General features: G+C 67.2%; 16 protein-coding genes. 2 read left to right on the top strand and 14 right to left on the bottom strand.

All coding sequences use genetic code 11. The annotated features are described in order from the left end of the window. Positions 1–64 precede the first annotated feature (64 nt). From ACEQX1_RS17385 to ACEQX1_RS17375, 3 genes are all read right to left on the bottom strand, one after another. Positions 65–958, bottom strand: a complete 894-nt coding sequence (locus ACEQX1_RS17385; protein WP_009208440.1) for an NAD(P)-dependent oxidoreductase — start codon at positions 956–958, stop codon at positions 65–67. A gap of 143 nt (positions 959–1,101) precedes the next feature. Next, entirely contained in the window at positions 1,102–2,100 is a 999-nt protein-coding gene (locus ACEQX1_RS17380) for an ABC transporter permease (protein ID WP_187390439.1), read from the bottom strand. A 68-nt stretch (positions 2,101–2,168) separates the two neighbouring features. Beyond that, complete coding sequence (locus tag ACEQX1_RS17375; RefSeq protein ID WP_370194306.1) at positions 2,169–2,909, bottom strand: ATP-binding cassette domain-containing protein; 741 nt, start codon at positions 2,907–2,909, stop codon at positions 2,169–2,171. A 687-nt stretch (positions 2,910–3,596) separates the two neighbouring features. Between ACEQX1_RS17375 and ACEQX1_RS17370 the strand changes: the two genes are divergently transcribed. Next, positions 3,597–4,592 (top strand): substrate-binding domain-containing protein, encoded by a 996-nt coding sequence (locus ACEQX1_RS17370; protein WP_370194307.1) that lies wholly within the window; start codon positions 3,597–3,599, stop codon positions 4,590–4,592. Between the two features lie 138 nt (positions 4,593–4,730). Here the strand turns inward: ACEQX1_RS17370 and ACEQX1_RS17365 are convergent, their stop codons facing one another. From ACEQX1_RS17365 to ACEQX1_RS17330, 8 genes are all read right to left on the bottom strand, one after another. Continuing rightward, a complete protein-coding gene (locus tag ACEQX1_RS17365) occupies positions 4,731–6,365 on the bottom strand; it encodes a class I adenylate-forming enzyme family protein (RefSeq protein WP_370197226.1) in 1,635 nt (544 codons plus the stop codon). Next, positions 6,362–7,015: an ABC transporter ATP-binding protein gene (locus ACEQX1_RS17360; RefSeq protein ID WP_370194309.1), complete on the bottom strand. Its 654-nt coding sequence runs from the start codon at positions 7,013–7,015 to the stop codon at positions 6,362–6,364. Before ACEQX1_RS17360 ends, ACEQX1_RS17365 begins: the two co-directional genes overlap by 4 nt. Before the next feature lie 3 nt (positions 7,016–7,018). Next, the gene (locus ACEQX1_RS17355; RefSeq protein ID WP_024349143.1) at positions 7,019–7,774 is read right to left on the bottom strand and encodes an ABC transporter ATP-binding protein; all 756 of its coding nucleotides are present in this window, start codon (positions 7,772–7,774) and stop codon (positions 7,019–7,021) included. Then, the gene (locus ACEQX1_RS17350; RefSeq protein WP_230785458.1) at positions 7,771–8,772 is read right to left on the bottom strand and encodes a branched-chain amino acid ABC transporter permease; all 1,002 of its coding nucleotides are present in this window, start codon (positions 8,770–8,772) and stop codon (positions 7,771–7,773) included. Before ACEQX1_RS17350 ends, ACEQX1_RS17355 begins: the two co-directional genes overlap by 4 nt. After that, entirely contained in the window at positions 8,769–9,665 is an 897-nt protein-coding gene (locus tag ACEQX1_RS17345) for a branched-chain amino acid ABC transporter permease (RefSeq protein WP_009208447.1), read from the bottom strand. The genes ACEQX1_RS17350 and ACEQX1_RS17345 overlap by 4 nt, the downstream gene beginning before the upstream one ends. Positions 9,666–9,745: 80 nt before the next feature. Next, complete coding sequence (locus ACEQX1_RS17340; RefSeq protein WP_370194311.1) at positions 9,746–11,059, bottom strand: ABC transporter substrate-binding protein; 1,314 nt, start codon at positions 11,057–11,059, stop codon at positions 9,746–9,748. 59 nt (positions 11,060–11,118) lie between these two features. Further along, entirely contained in the window at positions 11,119–11,952 is an 834-nt protein-coding gene (locus ACEQX1_RS17335) for a FadR/GntR family transcriptional regulator (protein WP_370194312.1), read from the bottom strand. Positions 11,953–12,261: 309 nt separating this feature from the next. After that, positions 12,262–13,890, bottom strand: a complete 1,629-nt coding sequence (locus ACEQX1_RS17330; RefSeq protein ID WP_370194313.1) for a CHASE domain-containing protein — start codon at positions 13,888–13,890, stop codon at positions 12,262–12,264. Positions 13,891–14,187: 297 nt separating this feature from the next. On the opposite strand from ACEQX1_RS17330, the gene ACEQX1_RS17325 reads away from it, so the two are divergent. After that, positions 14,188–14,511 (top strand): NIPSNAP family protein, encoded by a 324-nt coding sequence (locus ACEQX1_RS17325; RefSeq protein ID WP_040325145.1) that lies wholly within the window; start codon positions 14,188–14,190, stop codon positions 14,509–14,511. 20 nt (positions 14,512–14,531) lie between these two features. On the opposite strand, the gene ACEQX1_RS17320 is transcribed toward ACEQX1_RS17325, so the two are convergent. From ACEQX1_RS17320 to ACEQX1_RS17310, 3 genes are all read right to left on the bottom strand, one after another. Beyond that, positions 14,532–15,464: an AEC family transporter gene (locus tag ACEQX1_RS17320; RefSeq protein ID WP_370194314.1), complete on the bottom strand. Its 933-nt coding sequence runs from the start codon at positions 15,462–15,464 to the stop codon at positions 14,532–14,534. 108 nt (positions 15,465–15,572) lie between these two features. Continuing rightward, entirely contained in the window at positions 15,573–17,093 is a 1,521-nt protein-coding gene (locus tag ACEQX1_RS17315; RefSeq protein WP_370194315.1) for a tripartite tricarboxylate transporter permease, read from the bottom strand. Further along, positions 17,093–17,566 carry a tripartite tricarboxylate transporter TctB family protein gene (locus tag ACEQX1_RS17310; protein WP_370197223.1) on the bottom strand — a complete coding sequence of 158 codons (474 nt, stop codon included), beginning with the start codon at positions 17,564–17,566 and terminating at the stop codon, positions 17,093–17,095. The genes ACEQX1_RS17315 and ACEQX1_RS17310 overlap by 1 nt, the downstream gene beginning before the upstream one ends. Positions 17,567–17,623: the final 57 nt, after the last annotated feature.

Genomic DNA, 17,623 nt, shown 5'->3' with positions numbered 1-17,623 from the left:
GGGGCGGCCCGGCGGGCCGCCCCTTTTCATTCCGGATGGGCGAGGGCCCCACCGCGTCCGATGATCAGACCGAGACGTATTTGCGCCAGTCGTGCTCTTCCTTGAAGCCGAGGACCTCGCGGATCTTGCGGTTCGACAGCGGCGCCTCGTATTCGCCGAGCTCCCGGGTGATCGGGATCTGCGGGCAGTAGGTCTTCAGGAACTCGGCCGTCGGCATGGTGGCGGTGATGGTGTCGTTGGTGGCGTTGAACGCCTGGAAGCCCAGGCCGTCCTTGGCGATCGCCAGATCCACCATCTGGCCGAGATCGCGGGCGTCGATATAGCTCCAGGCATTGCGCTTGCGAGACATCGGGTCGGCGAGGAAGCCGGGGAACATGTCGTATTCGTGGGGCTCGATGACGTTGCCGATGCGCAGGGCATAGATGTCGGCGCCCGAGCGCATGGCGAAGGCGCGGGCGGTCTTCTCGTTCAGCACCTTGGACAGGCCATAGCTGTCCATCGGGTCGATGTCGTAATCCTCTTCCAACGGGAAGTGGTGGAAATCCTTGTCGCCCTCGGCGAAGCAGACGCCGTAGGTCGTCTCGCTGGAGGCGATGACGATCTTGCGGATGCCGAGCTTCACCGCCGCCTCGATGACGTTGTAGGTGCCCATCGTGTTGACGCGAAAGGTCTCGTTGTCCGGCCGGATCAGCACGCGCGGGATCGCCGCGAAATGCACCACGGCGTCGATCGGCGCGGGCCCGGTGCCGGTGGCGAACTCGTCGAGCCCGAAATGGCTGGAGAGGGCGTTGTACATCTGCCCGCTGTCGGTGATGTCGGCATTCAGATTCTCGACGCCTTCATGCTCGAAGGGCACGAGGTCGACATTCAGCACCTTGTGACCCTTGTCGACGAGATAGGGGACGACGTGGCGGCCGGCCTTGCCGGTGCCGCCGGTGAAGACGATGCGTTTGCTCATTTCTGGAACTCCCTGTCGAAATCTCTTGGCGCCGGGCGGAGGGCCGCCTCTGCGGCCATGGCATCCGCAAGGCCGCCGGTGCGCCTTCCGCCGAGTTGGGGCGGATCGGTCCCACAGCCAGTGCGCAGTCCCGTTCCGGCCGGCTATTCCCGCAGTCTGAGATTGCGGATGCGGTCGAACAGCACCGCCAGGATGATCGCCCCGCCGATGAAGGCGCCCTGCCAGAAGGCGTTGATGCCGAGAAGGCCGAGGCTGTTGCGGATCACCTCGATCAGTGCTGCGCCGACCAGGGCGCCAAAGGCCGTGCCGACGCCGCCGGCAAGGTTGGCGCCGCCGATCACCGCCGCGGCGATGACCTGCAGCTCCATGCCGGCGCCGATATTCGTCGTCACCGCGCCCAGCCAGCCGGTCTGGATGATGCCGGCGATGCCCGCGGTCAGCGCCGAGATCATGTAGACCGCGACCTTGATCGGGCGCACCGGGACGCCGGTGAGGGTGGCGGCATGCTCATTGCCGCCGATCGCGAAGACATGCCGGCCGAACCGCGTCCAGCGCAGGATGAAGCCGGTGATCAACGCCAGGACCACCATGTAGATGACCGGGTTGGCGATGCCGAAGAAGAAGGCCCCGCCGCCCAGCGCCAGAAGCTGGTCGTGGTCGGGGCCGAACTCGAAGACCACGGTGTTGTTCGACACGACCATGGCGAGGCTGCGCGCCAGCGACAGCATGCCGAGCGTGACCACGAAGGGTGGAAAATCGAGATAGGCGATCAGGACGCCGTTGAAGGCGCCGACGAGAAGCGCCGTGCCGATGGCCGCGGCGATGCCGATCTCGATGGAGTAGCCCGCATGCATGACCACGGCGAGCACCATGGAGCACAGGCACAGGACCGAGCCCACCGACAGGTCGATGCCGCCGCTGATGATGACCAGCGTCATGCCCAGCGCGATGATGGCGGTGAAGGTGACGTTCCGGCTGATATTGTAGAGGTTCCTGCTGGTGGCGAAGGAATCCGTCGCGAGGGACAGATAGAGGCAGGCGGCCAGGAGCGCGACGACGACCCAGAAGGTCTGGCTCGCAACCATCGAACTCAGCCAGCTCGGCTGCTTGTGTTCGACGGGCTGTTCCAGCGTGAAAGCCATGGGGCGGTGTCCTGCAGGTCGGCGTTGGGTGGGGCGAGCGGCCGGTCGGTGGGGCGTGTCAGCGCGCCTCAGGCATGTTCTATGGCGCCGGTGATCAGCCCGGTCACTTCCTCCGGGGAGCTGTCGGCGACGGGCTTGTCGGCGACCTTGCGGCCGCGGCGCATGACGATGACCCGGTCGGCGACGGTGAAGACGTCCGGCATGCGGTGGCTGATCAGGACGACAGTGATGCCCTGGTCGCGCAGCCGGCGGATGAGGCTGAGCACCTCGGCAACCTGGCGCACTGAGATCGCGGCGGTGGGTTCGTCCATCAGCACGATCTTGGCATCGGACAGCCGCGTGCGGGCGATGGCGACGGCCTGGCGCTGGCCGCCGGACATCTTCCGTACCAGGTCGCGCGGCCGCGTTTCCGATTTCAGCTCGGCGAAGATCTCGGCGGCGCGTCGGTACATGCCGGCATAATCGAGAATGCTGAACGGCCAGACGCCGCGCCGCAATTCCCGGCCGAGATAGACATTGGCGGCGGCGGTGAGATTGTCGCAGAGGGCGAGATCCTGATGGACGATCTCGATGCCGTGTTCGCGGGCCTCGACCGGCCGGTGCATGACCAGTGGCTTGTCGTTCATGCGCAGGGTGCCGTGGGTGGGGCGGAAATTGCCGGCGATCATCTTGACCAGCGTCGACTTGCCGGCGCCGTTGTCGCCCATCAGCCCGACGACCTCGCCCGGCATCAGGGAAAAGGACACGTCGTTGACGGCGTGGATGGCGCCGAAATGCTTCGATATGTTGCTGAGTTCGAGAACCGACACGTCCGACCATTCCCCCCGTTCCCGGCCGCCGTCCCCGTTCGGGTCGCCGCCAGACGGCACGGCGATGCACCTGTTTGCGATAGCCATATTCCGCTAGGGAATATGGGCAGTACGGCGCATCGGTGCCGCGTTTCGAGGGCGATAAGGCACGCTCGGGGCCTCTCCGTCAACGACGCACCGTAGCAATTTTGGGCGGAATCCCAGTTTTTACTTCGTCAGGAAAAATGCGGTTGACCGGTTTTGCGCCGCGCGCTTAGATGACGCTCATCCGCTGCTAGCAAGTGCGGCGCAATAACTTTCATGGTGCGGTGCAGTTGCTTGTTCTGCTGCCGCCCGGCGGTCGTCGTCGGGTCGACGCGACGCGACTGCCATGTTGCGTGTGTCGGGATGGGAGCCTGGTCTCGTGAACAGGCAGGCTTGCTTCGGCGCGGTGCAGGCCGGGGCGAATTCGTTTGCGACGTGACCTTCTGTGTCCGGACGGGCGGCGCTGACATCATCAAGGGCGCACGCGGGAGGCGCGCGCCGGATCGGCGGCCAGGGCCGACTGCAGGGGCCGTCCGTTCGGTCCGCCTTCGTCCCGGGGCTTTCATCACGCAGCAGGAACCGGATTGCGGACGCAGCGCCGCAGCCGAAAGGGAGCCGTCGTCCTTCTTGCGAGAGGCGCGGTCCATCACTGGGGAGGACGACATGAGGAAACTGACGTTACTGGCCGCGGCAGCGGTGACGGCGCTGGCTGTCGGCGCGGCACCGGCGCTGGCCAAGAAGCAACTGGTCATCGTGGTGAAGGGCCTCGACAATCCGTTCTTCGAGGCGATCAACCAGGGCTGTCAGAAGTGGAACGGCGAGAACCCCGATTCCGAATATGAGTGCTTCTACACCGGTCCCGCCTCGACGTCGGACGAGGCCGGCGAGGCGCAGATCGTGCAGGACATGCTGGGCAAGGCCGACACGGCGGCCATGGCGATCTCGCCGTCCAACGCCAAGCTGATCGCCCAGACCATCAAGATCTCCAACCCGACCGTGCCGATCATGACCATCGACGCGGATCTGGCCGAGGAGGATGCCGGCCTGCGCATGACCTATCTGGGCACGGACAATTACCTGATGGGCAAGCGGATCGGCGAATACATCGCCGAGGCCAAGCCGGACGGCGGCACGATCTGCTCCATCCAGGGCAATCCGGGCGCCGACAACATCCTGCGCCGCGCGCAGGGCATGCGCGACGCCCTGTCGGGCAAGGAAGGCCTGCCGGCACTGGCCGGCGAAGGCGGCTGGACCGAAGTGGCCGGTTGCCCGGTCTTCACCAATGACGACGGCGCCAAGGGCGTTCAGGCGATGACCGACATCCTCGCCGCCAATCCCGACCTCGACGCCTTCGGCATCATGGGCGGCTGGCCGCTCTTCGGCGCCCCGCAGCCCTATCGCGATCTCATCGGCCCCTATGCCGAGCGGATCGCCAGCAACGACTTCGTCGTCGGCGCGGCCGACACGATCGGCGAAGAGGTGGCGATCGCCGGCGAAGGCCTCGTCACTGCGCTCGTCGGCCAACGGCCCTTCGAGATGGGCTATTTGGCACCCTCGGTGATGATCGACCTGATCGAAGGCAAGGATGTCGATGACCCGGTCTTCACCGGCCTCGACGAGTGCACCAAGGACACCATCGACACCTGCATCCAGAAGTAACGCCACACAGGAGGGCCGCTCGGGCCCTCCTTGTCGGTCCACTGGCCAGAGAATCCGGACGGGCGCCTGCGAGTGATCGCGGGCGCCCGTTGCCTGTTGGGGCGAGCCCTTGCACCCGCCAGACGTCGCGACGCAGCCTCAGATGTCCCGGGCGGCGTCGGTTCTGGCCTGTTCGCGCAAGGGGGCCTTCATCAGCTTGCCATTGGCGTTGCGGGGCAAGGGATCGGTGGTGAAGACGAAGCGGTCGGGGATCTTGTAGTCGGCGAGGCGCTCGCGGCAGAAGGCGGCGAGGATGGCTTCGTCGATGTCGGCGTCGCGGCGGTGGACGAAGGCCTGGACCTTCTCGCCGAGGACCGGGTCGGGATAGGGCACGACGGCGACTTCGGCGACACCCGGGTGGAAGGCGAGGACGTTCTCGACCTCGGCGCTGAACACCTTGTAGCCGCCGCGGTTGATCATGTCCTTCAGGCGGTCGTGGATGAACAGATAGCCGGCATCGTCGAGCCGGCCGACATCGCCGGACCGCCAGGCACCGTCGACGAAGGATTCGGCCGTCTTCTCCGGCAGGTTCCAGTAGCCCGGCACGACCATCGGCCCGCCGATCCAGACCTCGCCTGATTGCCCGCGCGGAACCTCGTGCCCCTCGCTGTCCATGATGCGGATGTCGGCGCCGGGGACGGGGGCGCCGACGCTGGCCGGGCGGGCGATCTGGCCGCCGGCCGGCATGATCGTCGCCGGCGAGGTGGTCTCGGTGGCGCCATAGGCTTGGACGAGGTCGAGATTGGGCAGAAGCTGCGCCACCCGCTCGATGGTCGCGACCGGCATGGGCGCGCCGCCGAAGGAGCCGATCCGCCACTGGCTCAGGTCGTGGCGGGTGAAATCGGCGCGCAGCAGGCAGAGATTGTACATGGCCGGCACCATCATGGTGAAGGTCATGCGCTCGGCGGTCGCCAACGCGAGGAAGGCATCGGCCTCGAACCGGGCCATCATGACCACGGCCCCGCCGACGCCGAGCAGGGCGAAGACATTGGCGATCAGTCCGGTGACGTGGCTCGCCGGCACGGCGACGATGGTGCGGTCGGCCGCGGTCAGTCGCATGCAGTGGCGATAGACCAAGCATGAATGGACGATGTTGAGGTGCGTGAGCATCGCCCCCTTGGGGTTTCCGGTGGTGCCCGAGGTGTAGAGGATGACGGCGAGATCCTCCTCGGCGAGCGGCACCGACGGCGCAGCTGTCTCGAGGGCCTGCGGGGCCGTTGCGAGGATCTCGGCGAAGGGGTCGCGGGCGTCGCCGGTGGCATTCTGTCCGGCGTCGATGGTCAGCTGGCGCGCGCCCGCCGGCAGGCGGTCGGCGAGCTCGGCCTCGCAGATGGTCAGTGCCGCGCCGCAATCGTCGAGAATGTAGGCGAGTTCCGGCGCGCTCGCCCGGGTGCTCAGGGGCACGATGACGATGCCGGCCCGCACCCCGCCGACGAGCGCGGTGACGAACTCCCAGCGATTGCCGACAAGGAGGCCGACGCGATCACCGCGCGACATGCCCTCGTCCGCCAGGAGTGCCGCGACCTGATCGGCCATGACGCGCAGGCGCGCATGGGAAATGCGGACGCTGCCGCAGATGACGGCGTCGCCGTCAGGATTGGCGGCGGCGGCCGCTGCCAGCATGGCGTCGAGGTCGCCAGGACGGTCGGCGAAGGCGCTGAGGGTGCGATCGCCGAAATGCGGCTCCTGCCGCAGGGCCGGGGCTTCGGGCCAGAAGAAATCGTCCCGGCTCACGCGGCCACGTCCATGGCGTTGGCACCCCGCTCGATCCCGAAGACATGGTCGAGCACGGTGTGCGAATGGGTCATTTCCGACATGCTCATGACGATGGAGAGCTTCTCGCTCTTCAGCGCCGAGATGACGTCGGAGAGGCGCTGGGCCAATGCCGGCGCGACACCCTCGAAGGGCTCGTCGAGCAGCAGCAGCCGGTGCCCGGCGGTCAATGCGCGGCCGAGCGCCACCATCTTCTGCTGGCCGCCCGAGAGCTGCAGCGCCTTGCGTTTGGCCATGCCCTTCAGTTCGGGCATCACCTCATAGACGAAGTCGAGCCGCGCCTTGCCGTCGAGGCCGGAAATGACCCAGCTCGGCAACAGCATGTTCTCCTCCACCGACAGTTCGGGGATCAGGCCGCGGGTTTCCGGCATGTAGCCGATGCCCTCGGCGGCGCGGGCGTGGACCGGCTGCCTGGCCATGTCCTGGCCGTTGAAGCGGATGCGGCCCCTGGAGACGGCGGCGATGCCCATGATGGCGCGCATGACGGTGGTCTTGCCGGCGCCGTTGCGGCCGGCCAGCCCGACCATGGCGCCCGGCTCGACACTCATCGAAAAGCCGCGCACGGCCTCGACCGGGCCGATCTTCACCTGGATGTTCTCTAAGGTCAGCATGGTCTACCTCGCCGTTCCGGTGACGAATTCCTGGACCTTCGGGTCGGCCAGAACGCGTTCGGGCGTGTCGTCGGCGATGATGTCGCCGGAATAGAAGGCGAGCACCCGGTCGGCGTAGCGGGTGACCACCTCCATGTCGTGTTCGACGAAGATCACCGCCGCCTTCTCGCCGGCCAGCGCCGCCATCACCCGGTCCATCAGCGGGAACTTCTCCTCCGAGGAGACGCCCGAGGTCGGCTCGTCAAGAAGCAGCACCCGCGGCTGGCTGACCAGCGCCATGGCGATGTCGATCAGCTTGCGCACGCCGCCGGGCAGTTGCTCGACCGGCTGGTCGGCATAGTCGGTGAGGCCGAAGCGGGCGAGCATCTCCAGCGCGCGATCGACGTTCTGCCGGTCATGGACCGGGCGGAAGAAGGACGCCTTCTGTTTCGACGCGATGGTGCCGGCGACAATCAGATTGTCGACCGCGGTCATGGATTCGCACAATTGCGGGATCTGGAATGAGCGGCAGACGCCCATCCGGCTGATGCGCCGGGGCGAGAAGCCGACGACATTGTCGCCGTAAAGCAGGATCTCGCCGGAATCCGGCTTCATGTAGCCGGTGACCATGTTGACGAAGGTGGTCTTGCCGGCGCCGTTCGAGCCGATCAGCGACAGGCGGGCGGCGGCCGGAACCTGCACATCGAGGTCGTCGGCGGCGATGACCGCGCCGAAGGCCTTTTTCAGCCCCTTCACGTGGAGGACGATCTCTTCGCTCATCGGGCTGCCTCGCCTTCGAGGGACGATACGGGCTTTGCGTTGCCGGGATGCTGCGTCTCGGCGCGCTTGACCGGGCGGGCCCAGAGCGAGCCGAAACCCTTCGGCAGGAACAGGATCACCAGGAGCAGGAAGATGCCGAGGGCCATCTGCCAGCTGTCGGGGAAATACTGGTTGGCGAAGGAGCGCACGAGCTCGGTCAGGAGCGCGGCCCCGAAGACGGCGATGACGCTCATATAGCCGCCGAGGATGGCGATGAAGACGACTTCGCCTGACGTCGTCCAATAGCTGAAGAACGGGTCGATATGGCCGAGCGCCAGGCCGTTCAGCGTGCCGCCGAGGCCGGCCAGCGTGCCGGCGATGATGAAGTTGCGCTGGGTGACCGAGAACACCGAGGCGCCGAGATATTCGACCCGCAATTCGTTCTCGCGGGCGGCCAGTGCGACAAGGCCTGGACCGCTGTCGAAATACATCCGGCAGAGCGCGGCGGCCAGCGCCGCCACGCCGACGGCGACGCCGTAGAGGGCAAAGTCGGACGCCGCCTGCGCCGGGGCGAAGCCGAGGAAGGTCGGCTCGGGCACGTTGAAGCCGTCGGAGCCGCCGATGGCGGTCGACTTGGCGAGGACGCCGTAGAGCACCATCGACAGGGCCATGGTCAGCATGGCGAAGAAGATGCCGCGATAGCGCGCCACGAGCGGCGAGATGATCGCCGCGACGAGGCCGCCGGCCAGCCCGCCGACCGCGAGAAGCACGAAAACGTCCTCGATCCCGACATGCAGGGCGACGAGGCCGGCGACATAGGCGCCGACGCAGTAGAACATGCCCTGGCCGAAGGAGACGAGCCCGCCGCGCATCAGCGTGACGATGCCCAGCGCCACCAGCCCGAAGGCGGCGACCTTGGTGAGGGTGAAGAGGAGCCAGAGCGGCAGGACGGCGCCCAGCGCGATGAGGGCGATTGCGGCCACGAACGCGACGGCCAGGATACGGGTCGTGGTGGTCATATCTTGCGTGCCTGAACCGGAGTGAAGAGGCCTTCGGGCCGGAAGATCAGGACGATGACCATCACCAGATAGATGATGAAGATCTCCGCTTCCGGCGCCTCGTAGACGGCGAAGGATCGGGCCAGCCCGACGATCAGGGCGCCGATCGCCGCGCCGGGAATGGAGCCGAGTCCGCCGATGATGACGACGGCGAAGCTGACGACGATGACGCTGACGCTGATGCCCGGCTGCACCGAGATGAGCGGGCTGGTGAAGGCGCCGCCGAGGGCCGCCAGGAACACGCCGAGGCCGAAGGCCAGGAGGTAGATGCGGGCGATGTTCACGCCCATCGCGGCGCTGACCTCGGGCTCGTTGATCACCGCGACGGTGACCTTGCCGATGCGGGTGCGGTGCAAACCGAGCCAGACGCCGAGGCCGCAGACGATCGCCAGGCCGATCAGGGCGAGGTCGTAGCCGACATAGAAGAGGCTGCCGACCTCGACATTGCCGAGGAGGTTGCGCGGCTCGAAGACGTAATAGGGGTCGACGCCGAAGACCATCTTGGTGGCGTCCTCGAGGATCAGGAAGACGGCGTAGGTGACGAGCAGGATCAGGACTTCGTCGCGTCCGTAGAACAGTCGCAGCAGGCCGCGCTCGATCAGCGGCGCGATGACGATGGCGACCGCCAGGGCGGCGATGAACATGGCGATCAGGCTGAAGGCGGGCGGCAGGCCCCAGCTGGCGAAGAAGGGAACCGCGACGGCGGCGCTGTAGGCGCCGAGCGCGTAGAGCCCGCCATGGGCGAAGTTCAGGATGCGCAGGACGCCGAAGACCAAAGTCAGGCCGAGCGCGACGATGAACAGCCACGAGGCGTAGATCAGGCCGTCGAGAATGATGGTGAGGACGATGTCCATCCGGATGTACCCGCTGCTTTACGACGCTGGTATGCGGACCGGGGCGCGAGGCCCCGGTCCGGCGATGGTGGGCGCGAGGATCAGTCGCACTGGGCTCCCTCGAAGCCGCCATTGATCCAGTCGAGACCCTTGACGTCTTCCGGTGCGTTCACGCAGCGGGCGGGAAAGCGGATGACGTCGCCGAGGATGATGTCACCCGCGTCGTTCTTGACGGTGCGGCCGAACCCGATCTGCTGGATCGCCTGATGGCCGTTGCCGTTCGTCATCTCGATCAGGCCGCCGGGGCTCTCCCAGCTCAGGCCCTTCATGGCGGCGGCCAGCTCGTCGCTGTTCGGCTTCTTGCCGCCATTCTCGGCCATCGCCTTCTCGACGGCGGCCTTCAGGCCCAGGATCGCCTGCGCCATGCGGTAGGGCGCCTGGACCGGGAAGACATCGTATTTGGTCTCGTAGATGTCCTTCCACCACGTATCGAGCTCGCTCTCGGGGGCCATGTAGCCATAGGCGCCGCGGGCGCCGATGATGACGCCCTCGGGCATGGTGTTGCCGAGCGGCGGCAGCACGTGGTCTGAGGCCGACAGCACGGCCTGGCTGCGCTGGAACAGGCCGCGCGGCAGCGCCTGCAGGATCAGCGCCTGGAGGTCGCCGCCCCACAGCGAGGAGTGCACCACGTCGGCGCGTTTCTGCATCAGGGCCGAGATCTCGGTGCCGTACTGGCCGGCGCCGAAGGCCGGAAACAGCTCGGCGGTGACGGTCGCGTCCGGATAGACCTGGCTCATCGCCGCCTTGAAGTCGGCCCAGCTGTCCTGGCCGAAGGCATAGTCCTGGTTGATGCCGGAATAGGTCGAGACCTCTTCGCCGAGCGCCTTCAGGTAGAGGGCGAGGCCGACATTATCCATCGTCGCGTTGGCGGCGGTGCGGAAGACGTAATCGTAGTCGTTCTCCTCGAAGATGCGGGGCGTGCCGCAATCGTAGAGGATGGTGAACTGCTTGAGCTCGTCGGCGACCGGCGCGACGGCGAGGCAGTCGCCCGAGCCGACATAGCCGACCACGGCGTCGACCTTCTCGCGCTGGACGAGATTGCGGTACTCCTGGACCTGGGTGGTGGCGCCGCCGGCCTCGTCGAGCACCACGGCCTCGATGGTCATGCCGCCGAAGCCCTTGGTCGCGTAGGGCGCCGGGGCCTCGCCGGCATTCAGCTTCTCGATCAGCACCTGGCCGCCGTTCCAGGCGGGCACGCCGAAGCTCTGCGCGGCCTGGCCGGACAGGAAGGTCACGACGCCGATCTTGAACGTCTCCTCCTGCGCCGTGGACGGGGCCGCCCATCCGACGACGATGGCGGCGGACATGACGCCGGCGAGTAGCCGGGCCGTCCTGGATTTCGGGGTCTTCGACATGAACACTTTCCTCCCTTTGCTGCTTGTTTGCGCTCAAGGCCGGGCCGCAATGGTCCGGCCTATCGTCCCTGTGTGCCGTCCGCCGCGCTCTCCTCACCGACCGTTGCGCCGGGATCGAGCCCGGCCACCAGCCATCCGCGACGGAAGTCCTCGATATGCCGGCGCATCCACAGGACGGCGTCGGCGACGCTGCCGGCCTTCAGGGCGTCGAGGATCGCCGCATGGGCGGTCACCAGCCGATGACCGGCACCGGGCAGCTTCGGCAGCATGCGTTCGTTGGCGGGGAACAGCAGCATCGCTGCCGGCTCGCGTGCGAGCTGCCAGGCGATGTTGCCGGTCGCCTCGGCGACGAGGGCATGGAACTCGATGTCCCAGGCGGTGAGGATCTCGCCCGCCTCGACCGCCGCCCGGGTCGCCTGCACATTGGCTTCCAGCGCGGCGATCTGATCGGGGCCGATCGCCCGGGCCGCTTCTCCCGCGGCGGCCGGCTCAATGGCGTGCAGCAGCGCCCACAATTCGTCGAATGTGACCCGCTGCAGAAGAAGCGCGCGGCTGGCGCGGGTGCTGAGGTCGCCGGCCCGTGGCGCGGCGGCATAGAGCCGGCGCCCGTCACCGCGCTCAGCCAGGCCGCTCTGCTCCAGAAGCCGCAGGCCTTCCCGCGTGGTCGAGCGATGCACGCCGAACTGGGCGGACAATTCACTCTCGGTCGGCAGGCGGTCGCCGAGGCGCAGACGCCCATCCAGAATGGCCCGTTCGATGCTCTCGAAGACCAGCCGATAGGTCGGCGTGCTCTCGACGGCCGAGAACCGGGTGTCCGTCTGCTGCGATCCGTCCGGCTCTCCCAGGCTGGACGGTCCGGCTGCGACGGATCGATGCGACGCGGGCGTCGTCAATCCAGTCTTCCTCCCTGTGGGCCGTTTAGCCCGACGACGGTTTCCTCATCCGTCTTGTTTGTCGGACAATCCGTCTTTGCCACAGGTCGGTCAAGTAACCGTCAGGCATAAATCCGCATTGCACCGCACTTGCTGCGTTGCGAATTTGCGTTCTCAAGGAGTGGTATTCTCCTGACCGAGGAGGAGGTGCAGTTTCTGCTGCGACGCACTTGCGGCAGCGCACGCATGGCGCGATTTATGTTGTGGCGGACAGGGAGATGCGCGGCAGCAGGGAGCGGGCGAGGGGACAGGCAGGCCCGGCGGCTCGCGTCAGCCGTGGATCCGCATCGCCGGAAAGCGCAGCCGGACGGTGAGGCCGCGCGCGCCGAACTCGCGACCGATCCGGCCGCCGAGCTCGCGCTCGATATTCATGTTGATCAGGCGGGTGCCGAAACCCTTGCGGGCCGGTTCGAAGGCGGTGAAATCCTTCTTGCCCTGCTCGATCCAGTCGATCGCGACCTCGTCGCCCTCGCGCCACCATTCGACCCGTAGCGCACCGTCGCCATCGGCCACCGAGCCGTATTTGAGGGCGTTGGTCGCCAGTTCGTGAAAGGTCAGGCCCAGCGACTGGGCCGCCGTCGCATCGACCTCGATGGTCGGGCCGGCAAGGGTGCAGTTGCGCATGTCCTCGCCGAAGACCTGGCCGAGTTCGGCCGCCAGGAGATCGCCGATGCGGGCGAGCTTCCGATCGGATTCGGTGAGGAGCTCCTGGGAGGTCGTCATTGCCGCGAGCCGGGCGCTGAACGAGGCCATGAAGGCGTCGAGATCGGCCGAGTAGCGCGCGGTCTGCCGGGCGATCGCCAGGATCCGCGTGATCGAGTTCTTGATGCGATGGTTCATTTCGCGCAGCAGCAGATCCTTCTGATCGAGGCTGCGGGCGTTGGAATCCGCCAGGGCGGCGACGGCTTCGGCGCGCCGTGTCTGCGACAGGACGAGCAGCGCCATCAGCACCGACAGTGCCACGCCGACAAGCGCGAGCAGCAGGGCCGGCAGGTCCGAGGCGGTGCGGGGAAACGCCGTGCCGGGCGCAAGTTCGATGACCCAGCGGCGGCCGGCGAAATCGACCTCGCGGACCGTGGCGAAATCGGTCGCGAGGGTCGAGCTGCGCGCCTGGCCATAGGCGACGAGCAGCCGATCCGGCGCGACCTCGGTGTCGTAGACCTTGGCATGGACCGGCAGGTCGCGGCCGGCGGCCAGAGCGGCCGAGACCAGATCGCCCGCCCGGAACGGCGCATAGACGAAGCCGCCGGTGCGGCGGATGGCGTCGCCCTCGTCGGTGCCGTCCTCAGCCTTGCGCAGCGGCAGGTAGACGAGGAAGCCCGTCTGCCGGTTCTCGTCGATCTCCTGGACCAGCTGCACCGGCGCAGTGGCGGACGGCCGGGAGGTGCGGGCGGCGCGGCGCATGGCGTCCCGCCGCGTTGCGTCGGAGAACATGTCGAAGCCGATCGCCGCGAAGTTGCGGCGGTCCTGCGGCTCCAGCAGCAGGATCGGGGTGCGGACCGTCTGGTCGGTCTCCACCGGCCAGACGCCGCGGTCGAGGCCATAGCTTGCCGCGATGGTGCTGGCGGTCTCGCCGGTCTGGGCGACCGCGATGGCGTCGGCAAAGCCGATGCCCTGGATGCCGTCGTAGCGGCCATCGAGATCGAGCTCCCCGACGAAGGCGGCGAAGCTGTCGCGGTCCCGTCCGGCATTGGCGACGCCCATATAGGCGCGGGTGGATTCCAGCAGCGAGACATGCAGATCGAGGCGGCTCTCGATGCGGCCGACCGCGTCGTCTGCGAAGCTCTCGAAGCGCAGCCGATCGCTCTCCGTGCTCGACCGCCAGACAAGGGCCGCAAGCGCGAGCGCGAAAGCGCAGGAGACGACCAGAATGGCCGCCGGAACGAGATGCTTGCGCAAGAGGCGAGACCCGGATCGGAGCAGATCGGCTTCCCTATAGTGCAGCTCTCGCGGCGGGAAGTGTGATCCGGCCCCTTTTCGGCCAAAAAACGTCCTTCGTAAGGCTGAAAGCGGCGGTTGCCGGTCCGGCGCGGCTTTTCCCATGCCGGCCCGGCACACGGGGCGGCGATGTTGCGGGGCGCGGGGCGTGGCCGACGCCTTGGCATGGCGCTGCCAACCGGTCAGAAGGAAGCTGGGCGGGGGACGGGAACCGAACGGATCCCGCGTCCAGATTTATCGCAAGAGGGAGGAGCCGCAATGCTCTACGACGTTCGCACCTATAGCTGCCGGCCGGGCACCATCAAGAAGCATCTGGCGCTCTACGAGGCGCATGGCTACGGGCCGCAGAGCCGGCATCTGGGGGAGCCGCTGGCCTACATGGTCACCGAGACCGGCCCGGTGAACTCCTACACCCATATCTGGTGCTACGACGACGCGGCCGACCGCGAGGCCCGGCGCGCCGCGCTGCAGGCCGATCCGGACTGGCAGTCCTATCTCGGCAAGAGCGCCGAGGCCGGCTATCTGGTCAGCCAGGAGAACAAGCTGATGACGCCGGTGGCCTTCGCGCCCGCCAAGCGCTGAACCTCTCCCGTTGCCGGCCCTCACGCCGTGAGGAAGAGGGCCAGCAGCGGGATCGTCACCAGCGACAGGATGGTCGAGGCCAGCATCATGGTCGAGGTCCGGTCGATCGCGGTCCGGTAGGCGGCGGCCATCATCACGGCGTTGATGCCCGGCGGCAGGCCGGCGGCGACGACCAGCGGCGCCAGCACCTCCCGCGTCATGCCGAGGGCCGAGCCGACGCCGAAGACGACCAGCGGCAGGAGAACCATCTTGCCCGCCACGCCGACGGCGCTCGTTGCGACATTGCCGCGGATCTCCTGGCCGTGGAGACCGGCGCCGATGATGATCAGCGCGATCGCCGGCATCGCCGCCTTGAGCATTCCCGTGAAAGCCTGCAACCAGCCGGGAACCGGCAGGCCGGTGCCGCTGACCACGAGCCCGACGACGATCGACAGGAGGATCGGGTTGGCAAGCTGGTTGCCGAGGGCGCCGAGGAGCGAGCGCCGCGGCCCGTCGGCGCGCTTCGTGCCCTCCATCAGCATCACCGTCGGGGTGATCAGGGCGGCCGCATGGATGGTGATCAGCGCGGTCAGGACGACCAGCCCGCGGTCGCCGAACAGGATGCCGATCACCGGAATGCCGACGATCGCCAGGTTCGAATAGACCGCGCCGAAGGCCAGGACGATGCGTTCGGCGCGCCCGGTTTCGGGCCGCAGCATCAGCGCCGCGTAGATGATCAGGGCGGTGACGGCGATGCTGCCGAAATAGACGCCCCAGACTTCCAGGTTCAGCACCTCGCCGACATGGATGGAGGACACCGTCAGGAACATCGTTCCCGGGATCAGCACCCAGAAGGCGAGCTTGGTCAGCCCGTCGAGGCCGCCCGGCGTCAGGATGCCGCGGCGCACCAGCAGGTAGCCGACGGCAATCAGAAGGAAGATCGGGGCGAGCCGGTCGACGAGCGACAGGAGCATCGGGTTACCGTGTCTGGCCGGATATCCGGACCGCGGGGCGAACGACCGACGCCGCAGACCCATGGTCCGCGGCGTTGGTGGTTGCGATGATAAAAATGGGGAGGCGAGTCAGGAGGCCGTTGCCGGCGTTCGGGGTGGCTTGATCACCATGAAATAGAAGAACAGCGCCGTCAGCACCAGAAAGAACAGGCTGTCCGGACTGGTGAGGAAGGTCGTCGGATCGCCCTTGGCCAGTTGCAGCGAGCGCCGCAGATATTGCTCGAGATCCGGCCCCAGGATGAAGCCAAGCAGCAGGGTGACGGTCGGATAGCCAGCCGTGCGCAGGAAGAAGGCGATGATGCCGAAGACCAGCGCCAGCAGCATCTGGAAGCTGGAGAAGGTGGCGACATAGCTGCCGACCAGCGCGACGACGGCGATCGAGGAATAGAGCAGCGCTTTGCGGATCGAGACGATGCGGACGAAATACGGCCCGAGCAGATAGAGCGTCACCGGGATCAGGATCAGCGCGCTGACCAGGAGCGAGGCGAACATCGGCGCGATCATGTCGATCTGGTTCTCGAGCAGGCGCGGGCCGGGCTGCAGTCCGTTGATGATCAGGACGCCGAGAACGATGGCGGTGGTCGGGTCGCCGGGGATACCGAACATCAGCATCGGCACGAAGGCGCCGCCGCACATGGAATTGTTGGCGGTCTCGGCCGCGGCGATGCCCTCGCGGCTGCCCTTGCCGTAGAGCTCGGGCCGCTTCGAGCGGCGCATGGCGTCGGCATAGGACACGAAGGACGCCATCGAGCCGCCGGCGCCTGGCAGGACGCCGATGAAGAAGCCGATGATGGCGCTCTTCAGATAGGTCCAGACGCCGATCTCACGGATCTCGGCGAGGAAGGGCACGAAGTCGCGGCGCCTGATGGCGAGCCTGGCGACATGGTCCTTGTCCACCGTGCGGGCATGCATGACGTCGCGCGCCTGGATCAGCAGCTCGCTGATGGCGAAGGTGCCGATGACCACGGACATCAGCCCGATGCCCTCGACCAGCGTCGAGGTGCCGAAGGTGAAGCGCGCGACCGGCTGCATGACGTCGATGCCGATGGTGGCAATCATCACGCCGAGGGCGGTGGTGACGACGCTCTTGGCGATGGCGCCGCGCTGGGAAATGCCGATGACGACCAGCGCGAAGAGGATCAGCGAGAACTTGCCGGGCGTCTGGATGAGCAGGGCGAGGCTCGCGGCGACCGGCGTGAACAGGATCAGGAAGATCGCGCCGATGGTGCCGCCGATCATCGAGCCGAGGGCGGCGTGGCCGAGCGCGTTGGCGCCATGCCCCTGCTGCATCAGCGGATAGCCCTCGACGCCGGTCATCATCGAGGAGGGTGCGCCGGGGATGTTGATGGTCGTGGCGGTGATGCTGCCGGCATACATGCCGGACATGAAGATGCTGGCGCACATGACCAGCGCCGCGGTCACGTCGAGGCTGTAGGTGATCGGCAGGAGGAGGGCGATCGCCAGGACGGCGGTGAGCCCGGGGACGGCGCCGAAGAAGGTGCCGATCAGGAAGCCGACGATCATGTAGAACAGGACGGTCGGGTCGGTCAGCGCGGCGAAGCCGCCGAGAATGTGAAGCGCGAATTCCATTACAGCCACTCCGTCAGGGTCGGCAGCCGGACGTGGAAGAAGACCTGGAACAGCAGGTAGAAGACGGCGGTGATGACGACCGCGTAGACCAGCCGCCAGAGGACGTTGGCGTCCATGCGGAAGACGTGCAGCAGCGCGAAGACGTAGAGCAGCGTCGACAGCGCGTAGCCGAGCGGCTCGAAGAGCGCGATGTAGATCGCCGTCGCTGCGACCACCAGAATGGCCGGCCGCAGGTTCAGCGGCTCGCGCGGTGCCTCGTCGTCGGCGGGCGCGGCGCGAACGATGTTCAGCGCGACGGCGGCGAGGCCGAGATACATGACGACGCTGATGACGATCGGCAGGAAGGACGGGCCGACCAGGCCCTCGTCATATTGCGGCCGGATGCCCAGCGCCGCGACGAGATAGATCGTCGTGACGACGAAGAGCACGGCCGGCAGGATCAGCTGGCGGATGACGGTGGGCTTTTGCAGCATCGGATGTCCATGCGACAGGGCAGTGCGGCGGCGAGGCCAGATCGGAAGAGCGTCGTG

The sequence above is a fragment of the Aurantimonas sp. genome (genome assembly GCF_964217435.1).
Taxonomy (GTDB): Bacteria; Pseudomonadota; Alphaproteobacteria; order Rhizobiales; family Rhizobiaceae; genus Aurantimonas; species Aurantimonas coralicida.
This window is presented reverse-complemented; position numbering and strand designations above follow the sequence as displayed.